Origin of the sequence: Myxococcus virescens, from assembly GCF_900101905.1 — a bacterium.
Classification (GTDB): domain Bacteria; phylum Myxococcota; class Myxococcia; order Myxococcales; family Myxococcaceae; genus Myxococcus; species Myxococcus virescens.
The window spans coordinates 288,006-303,102 of sequence record NZ_FNAJ01000006.1 but is presented as its reverse complement, the minus strand read 5'-3'; the positions used below and the strand labels follow the sequence as shown (position 1 = coordinate 303,102).

The following is a 15,097-nucleotide window of genomic DNA, read 5'->3' as shown; positions in this document are numbered from 1 at the left end:
AAACGTGCTGCGCATCACCTGTCTGGTGTTGCTGGGTGCACTGGGGGGCCGCACGCAAGCCTCCTCTGGGGACGCGACGTCCACGGCCCGTTGGGGGAACGGAGGCAGGTGGGAGGGGCGGGCCCGCGGTTGAGGGCACGGCCCGCCCGCCTGCCTGGAACCCGCGCGTCGGTTTCGGACCTGGCCAGCAGGTCCGCTCGTGGGCCCGGCGCGCCGCATGGCACACGGCCCTTGGTGCGACGGAACGTTCCGTCCACAGGGGTGGGGCCTCGGGTCAGGGCCTAGCTTGTCGGCAACGGGGGGCTCACGGCCCCTCCAGGAGGAGGACCCATGAAACGAATGCACGCTGGGAACTGGTGGGCCGCCGCCATGGCGGCGCTGATGGTGCCGGTGGCTGTCCTGGCCCGTGAACCCGTCAACATCCCGAATGACGGCTCCGGCGCTGGCAATGTGCCCAGACAGGAGGGCCTGGACCGGAGCTTCACCAACTTCGGCGCGACCATGTCCATTGACCGCTCCAACAGCGGCAGCCAGCGCCTCCTGGAAGTGGGCCCCCAGGCCAACGGCGTGGGCATGCCCATCCGCGAGGTGACGCCCGACCAGGACGAGATGAAGCGCCTGTCTGGCAAGGTGCTGAAGCTCAACGGGCAGATGCTCTACCTGGAGACGGAGCCCGGCGCCGTGGTGCCCCTGGACCTGAGCGCGCTGCGCATCCGCAAGCAGCCGGAGAAGGGCCAGCACGTGGTGGCCGTCTACCAGGTGGAGAACACCACGGAGAACGTGGCGCTGGCGCTCGCCGGTGAGGTGCAGCCGAAGGACTGACGCGCTTCAGTCCTCCGGGTGGAGTTGGACGAGCGAGGGCAGTTCCGCTGCCCTCGCCCGGAGCCGTGGCTTGGGCCGGATGGCGACCGGCACGCGCGAGGCCGCCAGCAACTCCAGGTCGAACACGTTGTCCCCGAAGGCCGCGTAGAGCGGCTGGGACGTGCGCGAGCGCAGGCAATGCACCTTCCCGGCCGCGTAGGGAATGGGCTCGACGATGCCGGCCAGCACCGTCCCATCCTCCGTGCGCGGCGTGCAGGCCAGCACCTTCAAGGGGTCCAGCCCCACTTCATGAACGGCGGCCTCCACGACGGCGAGCGGCGAGGCGCTGACCACGTAGCAGGGGATGCCCTGTCCGCGGGCCCACTCGACGACGCGGCGGCTCTCCGGGTGGATGCGCTGCTTGACCGCGTGGCGGGCCACCACGTCTTTCGCGAAGGCGCGCACCGCGTCCACGCGCCAACCGGCGAAGAGCCACGCCACCATCTCGTAGATGTCCTTCTCCGGAATCCGCCCCGCCTCGAAGGCGGCGAAGAGCTGGTGCGCCAGCTCGCGCGCGGGCAGGCCCTTCTCGAAGCCATGTGCGGTGGCCAGCCGCTCCAGGGCGGCGTGCGCTTCCGGGCGGATGTCGCCGTGCTCCAGCAGGGCCAGGAACAGGTCGTCTCCGACGTCTCCGCTCCACAGCGTGCCATCGCCGTCGAAGGCCAGCACCCCGCCGGGGGCGCGCTCGGCCTCCAACTGGATGCGCTCCAGCGTCTCCTCCACACGCTCCATCTTCATGGGCGCGCATCCTCCCCCGGCCTCGGGCCCGCGTCACCCCGGCTGTGTTCCGTCGTCATCACTTCGCGGCGCCCGCTCGTGCCTCGTCCAGGAGGCTCAGGTCCACCAGCCCGTCGATGTTGGCGTCGGTGATGAAGCCCAGCGTCTTCGCGTGCTCGGCCGCGGTGGCGAGCGCCTGTGGCACCGGGTCCAGGCTGGGCTCCAGCCGGGAGAAGGCCTGCTGGAGGATGCCGGCGGGCAACGGCTTGCTCGTGAGCTGGCCGAAGGCGGCGTTGGCCGCGGTGGTGAAGCCGGCCGGGTCCTCCTGCCAGCGCTCGGTGAGTCGCACGTGCGCGCGCAGCAGGGCGACCACGCGCGGGCGCTGCGTCTCCAGCACCTGTCGTGTCGTCACCAGCACCGTGGTGGGAAAGCGCCCTCCGGGCCACAAGTCCTTCTCATTCACCAGGATGCGGCCCTTGCCCTCGGCCACCAGGCGCGCGCCCCAGGGCTCCGGCACCCAGGCGCCCTCAATGCCGCCGCGCAGGAACTGGCCCAGGATGTCCGGGTTGCTCAGCGGGAAGATCTGCACGTCCCCGGTGCCGTCCAGGCGCGTCGTCAGCCCTTGCTGCTCGAGCCAGTAGCGCAGGGCGATGTCCTGCGTGTTGCCCAGCTGCGGCGACGCCAGCTTCTTGCCCTTGAGCTCCGCGGGCGTCTTCACCGTGCGCACCACCAGCACCGCGCCGTTGTTCACCGCGCCGGCGATGACGCGCAGCTCGCGCCCCGCCTTGAGGAACGTGTTGATGGCCGGACCGCTGCCCACGTAGGACACGTCCAGTGAACCGGCCACCAGCGCCTCCATGGCGGCGGGCCCCGCGTTGAACTGCATCACCTCCAGGCGGCCCACCCCCGGCTGCGAGGCGAACGTGCCCTCCGCGTTGCCCACCAGGGCCTGGGCGTGGGTGATGTTGGGGAAGAAGCCCAGGCGCAGCGGCGCGTCCGGGCCGCGCGCGGCGGACTCGCGCTTGCAGCCCGCGCCGAGCACCGCCAGTCCAGCGACCACCACGGGCAACAGGAAGTGGAAGACACGCATGGCCGCTGAAGGTGTGACGCGGCGGCGGGATTTCAACGCCCGCCGAATCCAAGCGTCAGGCGCCACACGGCTGTGGGCCTCACGTCGTCGCCGTCAGCCCCCACCGCCGCCGCAGCCGCACCTCCACCGTCTGGAAGAGGACACGGTCCACCGCGGTGCCGATGATGACGATGGCCACCATGACGGCCATGACCTGGGGCACGTCCATCAGCTCGCGGCCCACCGTGAGCAACTGCCCCAGGCCGCCGGAGACGAAGAGCAGCTCACCGGCCAGCAGCGCGCGCCAGGCGAAGCTCCATCCCAGCTTCAGGCCGGTGACGATGCCGGGCAGGGCCGCGGGCAGCAGCACGCCGAACTGGAAGCGCAGGCCTCGCACGCCCAGGGTGCTGGCCACGCGGGTGAGCTGCGGGTCCACGCCGTTGACGCTGTCCTCGGTGGCGATGGCGATGCCCAGCACGCTGCCCATGACGACGACGAAGAGGATGGCGCCATCCGTCAGCCCGAACCACAGCAGCGCCAGCGGCAGCCAGCAGATGGACGGCAGCGCCTGGAGCCCCATCACCACCGGCTTCACGGCGTTGCGGAAGAAGGGGATGCGGGAAATCAGCAGACCCAGGGGGACGCCCAGGGCCACCGACATCAGGTAGGCGCGCAGCAGCCGCCCCAGGGAGCGCCCCGCCGCGCCCACCAGTCGCCCGTCGGTGACCATGGCCACCAGGCTCTGGGCCACCGTCAGGGGCCGGGGCAGCAGGTGGGGAGACCAGACGCCCATCCGGGCCACCAGCTCCCAGAGGCCAATCAGCAACGCAATCACCAGCAGCTTCTGGGCATGGTGTTTCATGACGCACCTCTACGGGCCGGGAATCACCTGTGGACGGAGCACGGGCTGGGCGGGGGCCCGGGTGGGCGCTGGCTGGAGCGAGCGTGTGTGGGCGCGGCCCTCCACCTCACGCAGCAGGCCGCCGACGTGCCGCACCATTTCATTGAGCGCCGCGTCCTCCGGCTGGCGCGGCATGGGCAGGTGGACTTCCAAATCCCGCACCACGCGTCCCGGCCTGGGGGCCATCAGCACCACGCGGGTGCCCAGCATCAGCGCTTCATGGACGTCGTGGGTGACGAACACCACCGTCTTGCCCGTGCGCACCCAGATGGACTGCAGCAGCTCCTGCATGTGGATGCGCGTCTGCGCGTCCAGCGAGCCGAAGGGCTCGTCCATCAGCAGCACGGCCGGGTCCACCGCCAGCGCGCGGGCGAGCGAGGCCCGCATCTTCATGCCCCCGGAGAGCTGGTGGGGCAGCGCGTCCTCGAAGCCGCCCAGTTGCACGCGCCGGATATAGGTGTCCGCCCGCTCGCGGCGCTCGCCGCGGGGCACGCCCCGGGCAGCCAGCGCGAAGGTGATGTTGCCGCGCACGGTGAGCCACGGGAACAGGGCGGCTTCCTGGAACATCAGCAGCCGGTCCGGCCCGGGCCCGTGGATGGGCTGCCGGTCGATGGAGACCGAGCCCCCCGTGGGCGCCACGTGCCCCGCCAGCGCGTAGAGCAGCGTGGACTTGCCGCAGCCGGACGGGCCCAGCAGGCAGACGAATTCGCCCGAGCGGACGTTGAGGTCCACGTTCTGCAAGGCGACCACCTTGTTGGCGTACTCGTGGTCCAACCGGGCGACGCTGATTTTCGCGCGCTCCACACCGACATGCGCCGGCTGGAGCAGGCGCAGGGAACTTCTCCAACGGCCAAGGAGAGCGCGCAGCATCGGCCACAAGCTAGGCACGTAGGTGCAAGTGGGAAGGGGGAGCAGGCAAAAGGCCCGTTGAGGGCTTCATGGCCTGCTCGCCTGCTTTGCGCGCGGAGAGGGGCTCGTGGCCCACGGCCTTCGTCCCACCCGGTAGAACCTGGTGACGCTTCAGACGCGTGTTTTCATCGCCTGCCCGGCTGTCTTAGACATGGGGGCATGCTGGAGGACGACGGGATTATCAAGCTGATGCGGGGCGTTCTGGCGACCTACTCGGACAAGAGCCGCTTCGGCGCCGCCGGGCTGATGCTCCTGCTGGGCCTGGGCGTGCTGCTGGGGGCGGGCAGCCTGGCCCTCTCCGCCGAGCCCCTCATCGACGACGAGTGGCTGGCGTGGCCCGTGGGATTGCTGGCCCCCTTCGTCGTGGGCGCCGTCGTGGCCGGCTTCCAGAAGGTGAAGCTGTGGGACTGGAAGTTCCGGTTCGACCTGGAGCGCTTCGGCGCGGCCTTCTGCGTCACGACGGGCTTCGCGCTGGCCCGCTTCGTCGGCGTCCCGCTGCTCGCAGGGGGCTGAGGCGAAGGCCCTTCGTCCCGGGGGGTGCTCAGGCGGCGCGGCGCGCCCGTTCGGTGCGCAGGTGCGTCCGCGTTCGCAACCCCAGCCACGTCGCGAAGACGAGCAGCAGTACGCCCACGCCGCTGAAGGCGCCGCCCACGCGCAGGGAGGCGTTGCGGTCATCCCGGACGAACTCCACCGTCTTTCCGTCGGGGTTCGCGAAGGCCTGCTCCAACTGTGCCTCCACGCGCGTGGCTTCCGCTTCCTCGGTGGTCCACTGGAAGAAGAGGGGGTACTCGCCGTACGCCGTCACCAGCGTGGGCCGGAAGATGGGCACGCGGTTGCGGCGGGCGGCGCGGGTCCGGTCCACCTTGACGCCCTGCACATCCTTCATCGCGAAGCTGGCCACTTCGTCGCGGGTGAGCCAGCTGGAATGGAACAGCAGGCACACGCCGCCGGGCTGGCACCGCAGCTCCACGCGGGCCTGGGCGCTGAGCAGGTAGGGGCCCAGCACGAGGAAGGGCAGGGCGAGCAGCACGCACGCCGCCGCGGCAAGGGCCGTGGTGCGGCTGCGGCGCGGCTCGTCAGCAGCGTAGGAAGACTGGGGCTCGCTCACACCTCTCCTCATAGACCCGGGCGGGCCGGGTGGGCAGCGGTTTCGTGCATGCACAGCGTTGACCCCTGGGCAACGTGGGAGCGGGCGCTGTTCACCAGCGGGCCCGTGCCGCCACGGGTCCGTGTCTGAGCGAGCAGCCGTACCTGGCAGGCATCACCGTGTCCTGGTCCACGTCTGGCCGCGTGCCGGGACGTGCATCGCAAGGAGCCCGTATGAAGGCCGTGGCCGTCTTCCCCCAGAAGCGCGAGGTGCGTGTCATCACCGACGCCCCCGAGCCCCGCATCCAGTCCCCCACGGAGGTGAAGGTGCGGACGCGGGAAATCGGGGTGTGCGGCACGGACAAGGAAATCATCGAGTTCGTCTACGGCTCCCCGCCGCCGGGCTCGGACCACCTCATCCTGGGCCACGAGTGTCTGGGCGAGGTGGTGGAGGTGGGCGAGGCCGTCCGGGGCCTGAGCCGGGGGGACTGGGTGGTGCCCCGTGTGCGCCGGCCGTGCCCGCATGCCACCTGCCCGCCGTGCCGCGGGGGCCATCCGGACTTCTGCATCACCGGCGATTACACCGAGCGGGGAATCAAGGGCGCTCACGGCTTCGGCGCCGAGTCCTTCGTGGAGGACGTGGCCTACCTGCACCGGGTCTCCGCGGAGCTGCGCGAGGTGGCGGTGCTCACCGAGCCGCTCACCATCGCGGAGAAGGCCCTCCGCCAGTTGGAGCGCTTCCAGGACCGGTTGCCCTGGAGGGCGGGCCCCGGCCGCGCGGTGGTGCTGGGCGCGGGGCCGGTGGGGCTGCTGGGCGCCATGGCGCTGGCGCGCCGGGGTTATGCCACCACGGTGTATTCGCGCAGTCCCAAGCCCAACGTGAAGGCCGAGGCAGCGGAAGCGATGGGGGTGCCCTACATCTCCTCGAAGGAGGTGCGGCCAGAGGAGCTGGTCCGCAGGGTCGGCGCCGCGGACGTCATCTACGAGGCCGCGGGCGTGGCGAAGGCGGCGCTGGAGACGCTGAAGGCGCTGGGCCCCAACGGCGTCTGCATCCTCACGGGCGTGCCGTCGAAGGAGGAGCCCTTCAACGTGGCACCGGTGCTCAAGGACGTGGTGCTGGGCAACCAGGTGCTGGTGGGCACGGTGAACGCGGCGGATGTCGACTTCGACATGGCGCTGGAGGACTTGCGGCACTTCCAGGCCCGCTGGCCTGGGGGGCTGGAGCGGCTCATCTGCGCCAGTCACTCGCCCGAGGACTTCTGCGACGTCGTCACGGGCAAGAAGTCCGGCGGCATCAAGGACGTCATCCGTTTCATCTGACCCCCTTCGACAAGGAGTGACGCATGGCAACGGGAAGCAGCGGCGCTTCGGTGACGGGAAAGCCGGTGGCCATCGAGGACCATGGCGTCATCGGCGACCTGCGGACGGTGGCGCTGGTGGGCAGCGAGGGCACCATCGACTGGTTTTGTTTTCCGCACTTCGACAGTCCCAGTGTCTTCGCCGCGCTGTTGGACCGTGAGAGGGGAGGCCACTGGGGCATCGCGCCGGAGCCCGACGGGGTGATGAAGCGGCAGTTCTACTGGCCGGAGACCAACGTCCTGGTGACGCGCTTCTACACGCCGGATGGCGTGGGCGAGCTGGTCGACTTCATGCCCATGTCGGGCAGGAAGGGGATGAAGGAGGAGCGGGAAATCCTCCGGCGCGTGCGGGTGGTGCGTGGACAGATGGTCTTCCGCATGGAGTGCTTCCCGGCCTTCAACTACGCGCGGGATACGCACGAGACGAAGCTCATCCACAGCGGAGCCACCTTCTCCTCTGACACGCTCCAGCTCACGCTGTCCTCGTCGGTGAAGCTGAAGAAGACGGAGCGGGGCGTCACCGCGTCCTTCACCCTGCATGAGAACCAGTCCGCCGTCTTCTCCCTGCACCCGGGCGCGCGCACGTCCTGCGAGGCGGTGGTGCACAACCATGAGTCCTCCGAGGACCTCTTCCGGGAGACGGTGGAGTACTGGCGCCACTGGCTGTCGGGCTGCCAGTACACGGGCCGGTGGCGGGAGACGGTGCAGCGCTCGGCGCTGGCGCTCAAGCTGATGACCTTCGCGCCCACGGGCGCCATCGTCGCGGCGCCCACTTGCAGCCTGCCGGAGTCACCGGGCGGAACGCGCAACTGGGACTATCGCTTCTGCTGGCTGCGCGACGCGGCCTTCACCGTGTACGCGTTCCTCCGCATCGGCTTCAAGCAGGAGGCGGCGGCCTTCATGCGCTGGGTGGAGGCGCGCTGCGCGGAGTACGACGACGGGCCGCTGCCCCTGATGTTCGGCATCGACGGCAAGCGCGTGCCCGAGGAGCAGGAACTCCTGCACCTGTCGGGCTATGGCGGCGCGCGCCCGGTGCGCATCGGCAACGCGGCGGCGGACCAGTTGCAGCTCGACATCTACGGCGAGCTGATGGACTCGGTGTACCTGTCCAACAAGTACGCGGCGCCCATCTCCTATGACTTCTGGCGGCACCTGCGGCGGCTGGTGGACTGGGTGTGTGACAACTGGGAGCTGCCGGACGAGGGCATCTGGGAGGTGCGCGGCGGGCGGCGGCAGTTCGTGTACTCGAAGCTGATGTGCTGGGTGGCGGTGGACCGGGCCATCCGGCTGGCGGACAAGCGCAGCTTCCCGGCGGACCGGGCCCGCTGGCACAAGGTGCGGGATACCATCTTCGAGGACATCATGGACAAGGGCTGGAACCCGGAGCGGGGCGCCTTCGTCCAGTACTACGGCGGCCACGCGCTGGACGCGGCGAATCTGCTGATGCCGCTGGTGTTCTTCCTGTCCCCGGTGGACCCGCGCATGCTCCAGACGCTGGACGTCATGCGCAAGCCGCCATCCCAAGGCGGCCTCGCGTCGGACGGGTTGGTGTTCCGCTACGACGTGGAGGCCACGTTGGATGGGATTGCCGGCAGCGAGGGCACCTTCAACCTCTGCAGCTTCTGGCTGGTGGAGGCGATGACGCGCGCCAGCGTGGCCCGGCCCGACTTGCTGGAGGAGGCGCGGCTCATCTTCGAGCGGATGCTGGGCTACGCCAACCACGTGGGCCTGTACGCGGAGCAGACGGGCATGTCCGGCGAGGCCCTGGGCAACTTCCCGCAGGCGCTCACCCACCTGGCGCTCATCAGCTCCGCCTACAACCTGGACCGCACGCTGGGCCGGCGCGACTGAGGCCGCGTCATGCGCCCTACACGCCCACGAATTCGGACCAGGCGCCTGGCGTCACCACGCCGGCCAGGCGCACGCCGAGGTCATCCGGCCGCTGGACGATGTCCAGGGCGTCGAGCAGCCGGGGGTCGTCCGCGAAGTGGCGCCGCTTGCGCTCCACCAGCAGCTCGAAGTCGTGGAGCATCATCTCCCGGACGTCTCGGGGCATCCGCGTCAGCGTGGCGCGCGCCCGCTCCACCCAGCCCTTCTCCGGCTCCCAGGTGTCCTGCACCACGGCGTTCCACGCGCTCAGGGCCAGCGCCAGGCAGGTGAAGAGCTCGGCCTGCGGGTCCTCCGAGTCCTCCACGTCGTCCAGGACGGGCTTGGCGAACTCGAGCAGCGTCTCGGAGACCTTCTTCGTGGGGAGCGAGCGCGTGGGCGCGTGGCTCGCCTTGGGCCGCCGGGTGGCCAGCGACAGCAGGTCGAGCTTTCCCACGTAGCTCCCCGTCAGCAGCGGCAGGGGGATTTCCAGCCGTACCCGAACCTGGAGGTCTCCAACCTTCAGCTCCACGTCCACCTCGCGCTCCTCGGGACGTGCCAGGGCGAGCGCCTGGGCCACCGCCGCCGCCAGCACCAGCTCCTCGGCGTTGCCCAGGCGCGGTGTGTTGCGCTGGACGCGCATCACGTCGGGGACGAAGGGCAGGCCGGTGACGTCCTTGACCGTCTTCACCACCCAGTCCGGCGCGTCCTCCAGCGTCACGCCCAGCGAGTCCGGGATGAGCACGTCGACGTTGCCGCCCGGCAGGCCGGACATACTCATCCGCTCCACGGAGCCGGCCCGGTCGAAGAGGGCGAAGCCGAACTCGCTGCCTCCACTCCCCATGACGGACAGCTCCCGGGTGCCCCGCACGGCACCCTCCAGGTGCACGGTGAAGACCTCCTCGTTCGTCCACTCCTCCCAGGGCTCCGCGCGGATGAGCGCCGCCGTGGCGTCGAGGAGTGCCTCCGTCACCTCTGGCATCACCATCAAGCCCGGCTCCACCGAGGCCCAGTGCATCTGGAGGGCCAGCGCCGCCCGGAACCGGGTGACGGAGTCCGGCATGGGCCGCGACGCGAAGCCGTGGGCGGCTCCAGCCCGCGCCAGCCGGCTTTCGCAGTAACGCTTGAGTTCGGCGTTGTCCCTCGCCAGGCCTTCCAGGCCCTTCGCGTCGCGGCGCTCGAACACGGGTGGCAGCGCCTCACCTTCGGACGTCACCGCGACGTAGATGGAGGTGCGTCCGTCCACGCCGACGTCGATGGGGCCCAGCTTGAAGGCATAGAGGGCCCCTGGCTCCAGCTCGGGCGCCGGGGGCTTCCGCCGCGGCTTCCGCTGGGCGGCATCCTGGAAGGCCCGGCGGCGAGGAAGAGGTTCAAGAGAGAGGTCCTCGGGGAGCTCGGTGGTGGTGAGCTCCGCGCGGATGGGCTCGAGGGAAGGCGCCTCCTTCGAGGTGTACACCTGGGTCAGCGGGATGCGTTCGTCACGCGACAGACCCAGCTCCGCGTAGAGGTCATCCCAGAGCAGGTCCGCGGCGTCGGAGAGGTGAGACACCTGCGACTCCCAGTCCTTCAGCCATTCGAGCACCTGGGCGCGGCCCTCGGTGGAGCGCACCAGGTCGCTGGCGCTCCTTCCACCCCAGGCGGGGATTCCCCGGGCCAGCTCCTCCCGGGCCCGTTGTGCGAGCGTCAACGCGAATGCGTCCGCCAACTGGGGGGGCGCGTCGTCTGGCAGGGCGCGCGCGGGCTCTCCTCGGACGGACTTCTCCGGCCCCAGCGTGTCCTCTTCGTGCTCGGCCTCCGCGCCCAGCAACTCCTCCAGCAGGGCCTTGCCCTTCTCCAGACGCTGCGCGGAGTAGGTGGTGAGGACCAGCACCTTGCCCTCCACCGTGAGGGAACCCCACACCGCCGCCCGAGGACCCTCCCAGTTGTAGAGTCCCTTGCCCTCACGGGTGAAGCCGTCGTGCCGGCGCAGGCGCTCTTCGACCTTCGCCGGGTGGCGGATGCGGAAGCGCGCGGTGCAGAGGCGCAGCGGCTCGTCCTCGAAGTTGAGGAGTGGCCGCTCGGTGGTGAGCAGCTCCAGCACGCGCGTGAAGAGAAAGGGCGCCAGCCGCCGTGCCTGCCTGCGGCGGCCGGGCACGTCGTCGGCCGGAGGCTGCTGATGGGTGGCGAACGCGTGACGCGCGGCGACGACGACGTGCTCACGCAGGGGGCGGGGAATCGAGACGATGCCTCCCACCAGCTCCAGGTGGTCCTCGGTGGGCATCACCCAGCTTGCAATCAAGTCATAGCGAGTCACCTGCGTGGTGAGGCTGCGCTCCTTCACCTCCAGCACCTCGTCGAGCACGAGGTCCCTCAAGCGCAGTCCTTGGCCGAGCCGCACCTCCTCCACCTCGAACACCGAGCACCAGGACGCGGCCAGGGCCGACAGCAAGCCGCGCTCGGCGCGCGACAGGCGTTGCCCTTCCCTGAGGAGCTGACGGTCCGCCGCGGTGCGGCCCTCGGCGTCTTCCCGTCCATGGAGGGTCCACGCCATCAGGGTGGCGTTCATCCAGGGAAACTGCTCGTCGGTCCACGTCGTTGGAAAGTCGGCACGAGCGCTCGCGGACAGCTCCGGCTCGGCGTTGGCGAAGGCGCGCAGCGACGCGAGTCCGCGGACGAAGGCAGTGGGGCTCCAGGTTGCCATGGATGCACCCTATCCACCGAGGCGGCATGCCTCTACCCCATCAGGCGGGAGTGTCGCCTCGGCGGCCCTGCGGCCAGCTCCCTGCCCGGGCGAGCCATTCCGGGCGCTGCCCCCGCAGGGGAAGCGCCTGCTCGCGCTGCACCCGCGTCCACTGCCGGGACTCCATCTGGAGCGTGCCCCCGCCGCGCAGGGCCGCCTCCCATGCGAGCGACGGGCGCCGCCTCATGGGCTCGGTCTCCAGGGCCCTGACCAGCACCTCCACCGTGAGGGGTGTGCCCCTCAGGACACGCGCGCCTTCCGTGAAGCCGCCGCGCCGCCGCGCCCACCAGGCCTCCACGGCCTGGGCGTCCACCTCGCCGGGGAGCACCCGGGGGCTGGGGAGCCACGCCTGGAGGTCCTCGGCCTCGGGTTCGGCCTCCTCCTCCGCGTCCTCCTCCTCGTCAGCGGGTGCCTCCATGAGGAAAGGAGGCACCATGGGGAGTCCGGTGATGGCGGCGAAGGAGGCCGCGGCCAGCGGGCCCTGGGCCTCATCGCGCAGCAGCGGCAGCAACGCCTCGGCCGCCAGGAGCCTGCCACTGAAGCCCACCGCCCAGATGACCTCCGCCGGTGCGGAGCCGTCTTTCAGGCGCGCGAGGAGGCCCGCGAGGTCCTTCGACTCACCCGCCACGGCGAGCGCGAGGAGCGCGCCGCGCGACGAGGAACCTCGGGCGTGCTCCCAGGCCTCACGCGAGCCCAGCAGCAACCCGGTCTCCAGGGCGGCGGTGCTCACGGTGGGATGGGCATGGCCCAGGGCGCGTGACAGCCGAGCATCCCCTGTCTGCGTCCTGGGAGCGAAGGGAAGGGCACGAAGCGCCTCGGCATGCAGCGCCGGGTCGGCCTCCCAGTCGAGCTGCTCGAGCGCGGCGCTCGTGTCGAGGTGACGGACGCGCGCGACCCGGAGCGCTCCCGCCTGGAGCGTTGGCTGCAACGTCGGCAGCTTCTTCAGGAGCAGGGCGTGGAGGTCCGGCCGGTCGAGCAGCTCCAGCGCGCGGAGGAGGCCCGGGTGCGTCTCTTCGGCTCCCTGCTCCAGCTGTTGGAACACAGGCTCGCGCCAGTCGGCGTCCTCGGCGGAGAGCAGGGCCCAGGCCGCGCTGGCCACGCGCGCGGGGTCCTCGGAGGTCAGCGCGGGGAGCAGCAAGCGCGTGGCGGCGGCGCTGCCTCCCAGCACGAGTGCATCCAGGTGGGCCCGCAGACGTCCTTCATCGCCCTCGGCCAGCGAGGCCAGGGTGAGTTCCGGGCTCCAGAGGCCGTGCTCCCACTGCGTCCACAGGAACTCGGCTTCCTCGAGGTGGCGCTCCAGCAGCTCCCAGCGGACCGTTGGACGGCGTGGCGACAAGGGCCTCACAGCTCCTTTTCACAGACGAGGCACCGGGCCTTCGTGTCGCTCTTGCCGAGCGCGATGACCGGCCCCTGGAGCAGCGGCGCGGGCGGGGTGTTCTTGTCGTTGTGGAGCATGAGGTCGAAGGTCCGCGCCACGCTCTTGCCCTCGAACTTCACGTCGAAGGAGTAGTTGACGAACTCGGCCTTGCCCTTCGTCTTGCCGGAGACGACGCCACCGCCCGCGGTGCCCGCCTCGTCGCCGGTGCTGGTGCTGAAGTTCGAGTCCTCGACGCACACCGGCTTGCCATCCACTGAGACTTTCGTCGTGCCCTTCGCCGTGTCCGAGGACATGGCGACGTTGGGGTAGGGAATGGGCACGGGACCGGCGGGGCTGGGCGTCTTGCAGACGTCCGGGAAGGCGATGGTGGTCCCTCCGGTGTCCTTGTGGACGACGGACAGCTTGTTGACGCCAACGGTCGCGCTCATGCGGATGGCTCCTCGCCCGGGAGTGTATCGCTCCTGGTCTCATGGCACGAGCCAGGGTGGTGGCCCGTTGTATCGTGCCGTGGAAGGCTGTCCCTCCGTTGTAGGAGGCTGTGTCGCGCATGTTGGGATGGGTCCAGGCGATGGGAATGGCGTCGTCGCTGGGGGGGCTGGTGCCTGCCTCGGCGGCGTTCCGTGCGGGGATGTCCTGGCCCTCGGCGGCGCCGGACTTCGAGGTCTTCCTGAAGGGCGACGAGGCGCCGAGCCCCGTCACCGTGCACGCGGCGGGAGAAGCCACGCTGGGGTTTTCGGGCGTGGGGCGGCTGGTGGCGCTGTTGGCGGAAGCGCTGGTGGACCTGGGGACGTGGGTGGACGTCGCGGCGCTGGGGCCCGGCGTGGGGCTCTACCTGGTGCTGCCTGACCCGGAGGCACGGGGTTTCACGACGGGGAAGGACCCCTCCGAGGAAGATCCGGACGACGCACGCGAGCGCATCGCGCGGCTGGTGGACCGGCTGGTGAAGGGGACGTGGCAGGCGCTGGGATGGCCTGCGTGGAAGGGGCTGGTGCGCGCGTTCCCCACGGGGAACGTGGCCTTCGCCCAGGCGCTGGCCGCGGCGGGCGAGGACCTGCGGGCGTCCAAGGTGGAGCGTGCGCTCTTCTGCGCGGTGGACAGCTTCATCTCCCCGGAGACGTTGACGTTGCTGCACCAGCAGCAGCGCCTGAAGACCCCGGGTCGGCCCACGGGGTTGATGGCGGGGGAGGCCGCGGTGGCCTTGCTGCTCACGCGCGAGGAAACCGCGGAGTCCTCCATGGCCGTGGTGCGGGTGGCGCAGGGACGCGACGCGGCGCCGCTGGATGGGGAGCAGCCACCGGACGGGCAGGAACTGGCGCGGCAGGTCCTCGTGGCCTTGGGGCCCTTGGGACAGGACGCGTCTGCGCCGTTGATGGTGTCGGACCACGACGGGCAATACGCGCGCGCCTTTGAGTGGGGGATGCTCCAGGTCCGGCTCAGGGAGACAGACGCCCGCTTCGAGCAAGGCGCGGTGTGGATGCCGGCCAAGAGCTTCGGACACACGGGGGTGGCCTCGGGAGCGGTGGCCACGGCGATGGTCTTCCGGGGGCTGGCGCGAGGTTACGCGCCCACGTCGTCGGTGCTGGTGCTCTCCTCCGCGGAAGCAGGGGAGCGCGCCGTGATTCACCTCACAGCTCCAGGCCGTTCCAACCCTCGGCTGCGTAGACCTTGAAGCCGGTGAGGCCCGCCTGGACGAAGGCGGCGTGCACGTCCTCTCGGATGAGGATGAGGCGGCGCTCCATGGTGCAGCGGAACAGCTTCGCTTGCGGGGAGATGGCGTCGTACTTCAGGGCCAGCTTCTTCACGCGGCCAATCTGGTCCTTGGCGATGGCGTTCATCCTGTAGACCGACCGCTCCATGTCGATGGCGTCTTCGGCCCCCTGGAGATTGAGGAAGGCGTAATCGGGACCCACGACCGCGCCTTGATGGTCCTTGACCACGACGGGAAGCCATTCCGCGTTGGTGACCTCCAGGGATTCGATGAGCTTGCGCGCGCGGCCTGAGACAAGCAGGTCGCTCATCAGGTTCGGTTGGAAGTCATAGAGGTTCCTGTTGTCTGGATAGCTTGGGGAGAAGGAAGTCTCACCCCCGACAGGAAACTGATGGATGAGACTGATGCCTTCAGCGAACTTCCATTCGGTGGGGCTTCCACGAGGATAGGCATCAATGAAACCCGCCTCTTTTGCCCTGACCTTGAACACGAAGTATTTCATGGTGTATCGGTCTCCTTGGGCCC

The 15,097-nt window shown here is 70.2% G+C and carries 14 protein-coding genes; 5 read left to right on the top strand and 9 right to left on the bottom strand.

The annotated features are described in order from the left end of the window. The first annotated feature begins 330 nt into the window (after nucleotides 1–330). Nucleotides 331–822, top strand: coding sequence for a hypothetical protein (locus tag BLU09_RS19850; RefSeq protein ID WP_090491122.1), 492 nt, complete (start codon nucleotides 331–333; stop codon nucleotides 820–822). 6 nt (nucleotides 823–828) lie between these two features. On the opposite strand, the gene BLU09_RS19845 is transcribed toward BLU09_RS19850, so the two are convergent. From BLU09_RS19845 to BLU09_RS19830, 4 genes are all read right to left on the bottom strand, one after another. After that, nucleotides 829–1,599: an HAD family hydrolase gene (locus BLU09_RS19845; RefSeq protein WP_090491121.1), complete on the bottom strand. Its 771-nt coding sequence runs from the start codon at nucleotides 1,597–1,599 to the stop codon at nucleotides 829–831. Between the two features lie 58 nt (nucleotides 1,600–1,657). Then, nucleotides 1,658–2,668 (bottom strand): ABC transporter substrate-binding protein, encoded by a 1,011-nt coding sequence (locus BLU09_RS19840; protein WP_090491120.1) that lies wholly within the window; start codon nucleotides 2,666–2,668, stop codon nucleotides 1,658–1,660. Nucleotides 2,669–2,747: 79 nt separating this feature from the next. After that, nucleotides 2,748–3,509 carry an ABC transporter permease gene (locus BLU09_RS19835; RefSeq protein ID WP_090491119.1) on the bottom strand — a complete coding sequence of 254 codons (762 nt, stop codon included), beginning with the start codon at nucleotides 3,507–3,509 and terminating at the stop codon, nucleotides 2,748–2,750. A 9-nt stretch (nucleotides 3,510–3,518) separates the two neighbouring features. Further along, complete coding sequence (locus tag BLU09_RS19830; protein ID WP_090491118.1) at nucleotides 3,519–4,418, bottom strand: ABC transporter ATP-binding protein; 900 nt, start codon at nucleotides 4,416–4,418, stop codon at nucleotides 3,519–3,521. A 198-nt stretch (nucleotides 4,419–4,616) separates the two neighbouring features. Here BLU09_RS19830 and BLU09_RS19825 point away from each other — a divergent pair, with 198 nt between their 5' ends. Beyond that, entirely contained in the window at nucleotides 4,617–4,970 is a 354-nt protein-coding gene (locus BLU09_RS19825; protein ID WP_090491117.1) for a hypothetical protein, read from the top strand. Nucleotides 4,971–4,998: 28 nt separating this feature from the next. On the opposite strand, the gene BLU09_RS19820 is transcribed toward BLU09_RS19825, so the two are convergent. Continuing rightward, a complete protein-coding gene (locus BLU09_RS19820) occupies nucleotides 4,999–5,565 on the bottom strand; it encodes a hypothetical protein (protein WP_244171871.1) in 567 nt (188 codons plus the stop codon). A gap of 212 nt (nucleotides 5,566–5,777) precedes the next feature. On the opposite strand from BLU09_RS19820, the gene BLU09_RS19815 reads away from it, so the two are divergent. Together BLU09_RS19815 and BLU09_RS19810 are read left to right on the top strand one after the other, a co-directional pair. Then, nucleotides 5,778–6,863, top strand: a complete 1,086-nt coding sequence (locus BLU09_RS19815) for a glucose 1-dehydrogenase (protein WP_090491115.1) — start codon at nucleotides 5,778–5,780, stop codon at nucleotides 6,861–6,863. A gap of 23 nt (nucleotides 6,864–6,886) precedes the next feature. After that, the gene (locus tag BLU09_RS19810; protein WP_090491114.1) at nucleotides 6,887–8,752 is read left to right on the top strand and encodes a glycoside hydrolase family 15 protein; all 1,866 of its coding nucleotides are present in this window, start codon (nucleotides 6,887–6,889) and stop codon (nucleotides 8,750–8,752) included. 16 nt (nucleotides 8,753–8,768) lie between these two features. Here BLU09_RS19810 and BLU09_RS19805 read toward each other — a convergent pair whose 3' ends face one another. Genes BLU09_RS19805 through BLU09_RS19795 form a run of 3 tightly spaced genes read right to left on the bottom strand, consistent with a single transcriptional unit; the run spans nucleotide 8,769 to nucleotide 13,292 of the window. After that, nucleotides 8,769–11,447, bottom strand: coding sequence for a hypothetical protein (locus BLU09_RS19805; RefSeq protein WP_090491113.1), 2,679 nt, complete (start codon nucleotides 11,445–11,447; stop codon nucleotides 8,769–8,771). A gap of 40 nt (nucleotides 11,448–11,487) precedes the next feature. Continuing rightward, nucleotides 11,488–12,831, bottom strand: coding sequence for a TIGR02270 family protein (locus BLU09_RS19800; RefSeq protein WP_090491112.1), 1,344 nt, complete (start codon nucleotides 12,829–12,831; stop codon nucleotides 11,488–11,490). Then, nucleotides 12,828–13,292 (bottom strand): DUF4150 domain-containing protein, encoded by a 465-nt coding sequence (locus BLU09_RS19795; RefSeq protein ID WP_090491111.1) that lies wholly within the window; start codon nucleotides 13,290–13,292, stop codon nucleotides 12,828–12,830. The genes BLU09_RS19800 and BLU09_RS19795 overlap by 4 nt, the downstream gene beginning before the upstream one ends. A 119-nt stretch (nucleotides 13,293–13,411) precedes the next feature. On the opposite strand from BLU09_RS19795, the gene BLU09_RS19790 reads away from it, so the two are divergent. After that, nucleotides 13,412–14,533 carry a hypothetical protein gene (locus BLU09_RS19790; RefSeq protein ID WP_186817691.1) on the top strand — a complete coding sequence of 374 codons (1,122 nt, stop codon included), beginning with the start codon at nucleotides 13,412–13,414 and terminating at the stop codon, nucleotides 14,531–14,533. Here the strand turns inward: BLU09_RS19790 and BLU09_RS19785 are convergent. Then, nucleotides 14,490–15,074 carry an imm11 family protein gene (locus tag BLU09_RS19785; RefSeq protein WP_090491109.1) on the bottom strand — a complete coding sequence of 195 codons (585 nt, stop codon included), beginning with the start codon at nucleotides 15,072–15,074 and terminating at the stop codon, nucleotides 14,490–14,492. The two genes, BLU09_RS19790 and BLU09_RS19785, sit on opposite strands and share 44 nt — an antisense overlap. Nucleotides 15,075–15,097: the final 23 nt, after the last annotated feature.

What these genes read in the sequence shown, in the direction of transcription:
- BLU09_RS19850 (WP_090491122.1), top strand. Translation starts at nt 331, where the DNA reads ATGAAACGAATGCACGCTGGGAACTGGTGGGCCGCCGCCATGGCGGCG.
- BLU09_RS19845 (WP_090491121.1), bottom strand. Translation starts at nt 1,599, where the DNA reads ATGAAGATGGAGCGTGTGGAGGAGACGCTGGAGCGCATCCAGTTGGAG.
- BLU09_RS19840 (WP_090491120.1), bottom strand. Translation starts at nt 2,668, where the DNA reads ATGCGTGTCTTCCACTTCCTGTTGCCCGTGGTGGTCGCTGGACTGGCG.
- BLU09_RS19835 (WP_090491119.1), bottom strand. Translation starts at nt 3,509, where the DNA reads ATGAAACACCATGCCCAGAAGCTGCTGGTGATTGCGTTGCTGATTGGC.
- BLU09_RS19830 (WP_090491118.1), bottom strand. Translation starts at nt 4,418, where the DNA reads ATGCTGCGCGCTCTCCTTGGCCGTTGGAGAAGTTCCCTGCGCCTGCTC.
- BLU09_RS19825 (WP_090491117.1), top strand. Translation starts at nt 4,617, where the DNA reads ATGCTGGAGGACGACGGGATTATCAAGCTGATGCGGGGCGTTCTGGCG.
- BLU09_RS19815 (WP_090491115.1), top strand. Translation starts at nt 5,778, where the DNA reads ATGAAGGCCGTGGCCGTCTTCCCCCAGAAGCGCGAGGTGCGTGTCATC.
- BLU09_RS19810 (WP_090491114.1), top strand. Translation starts at nt 6,887, where the DNA reads ATGGCAACGGGAAGCAGCGGCGCTTCGGTGACGGGAAAGCCGGTGGCC.
- BLU09_RS19805 (WP_090491113.1), bottom strand. Translation starts at nt 11,447, where the DNA reads ATGGCAACCTGGAGCCCCACTGCCTTCGTCCGCGGACTCGCGTCGCTG.
- BLU09_RS19795 (WP_090491111.1), bottom strand. Translation starts at nt 13,292, where the DNA reads ATGAGCGCGACCGTTGGCGTCAACAAGCTGTCCGTCGTCCACAAGGAC.
- BLU09_RS19790 (WP_186817691.1), top strand. Translation starts at nt 13,412, where the DNA reads ATGTTGGGATGGGTCCAGGCGATGGGAATGGCGTCGTCGCTGGGGGGG.
- BLU09_RS19785 (WP_090491109.1), bottom strand. Translation starts at nt 15,074, where the DNA reads ATGAAATACTTCGTGTTCAAGGTCAGGGCAAAAGAGGCGGGTTTCATT.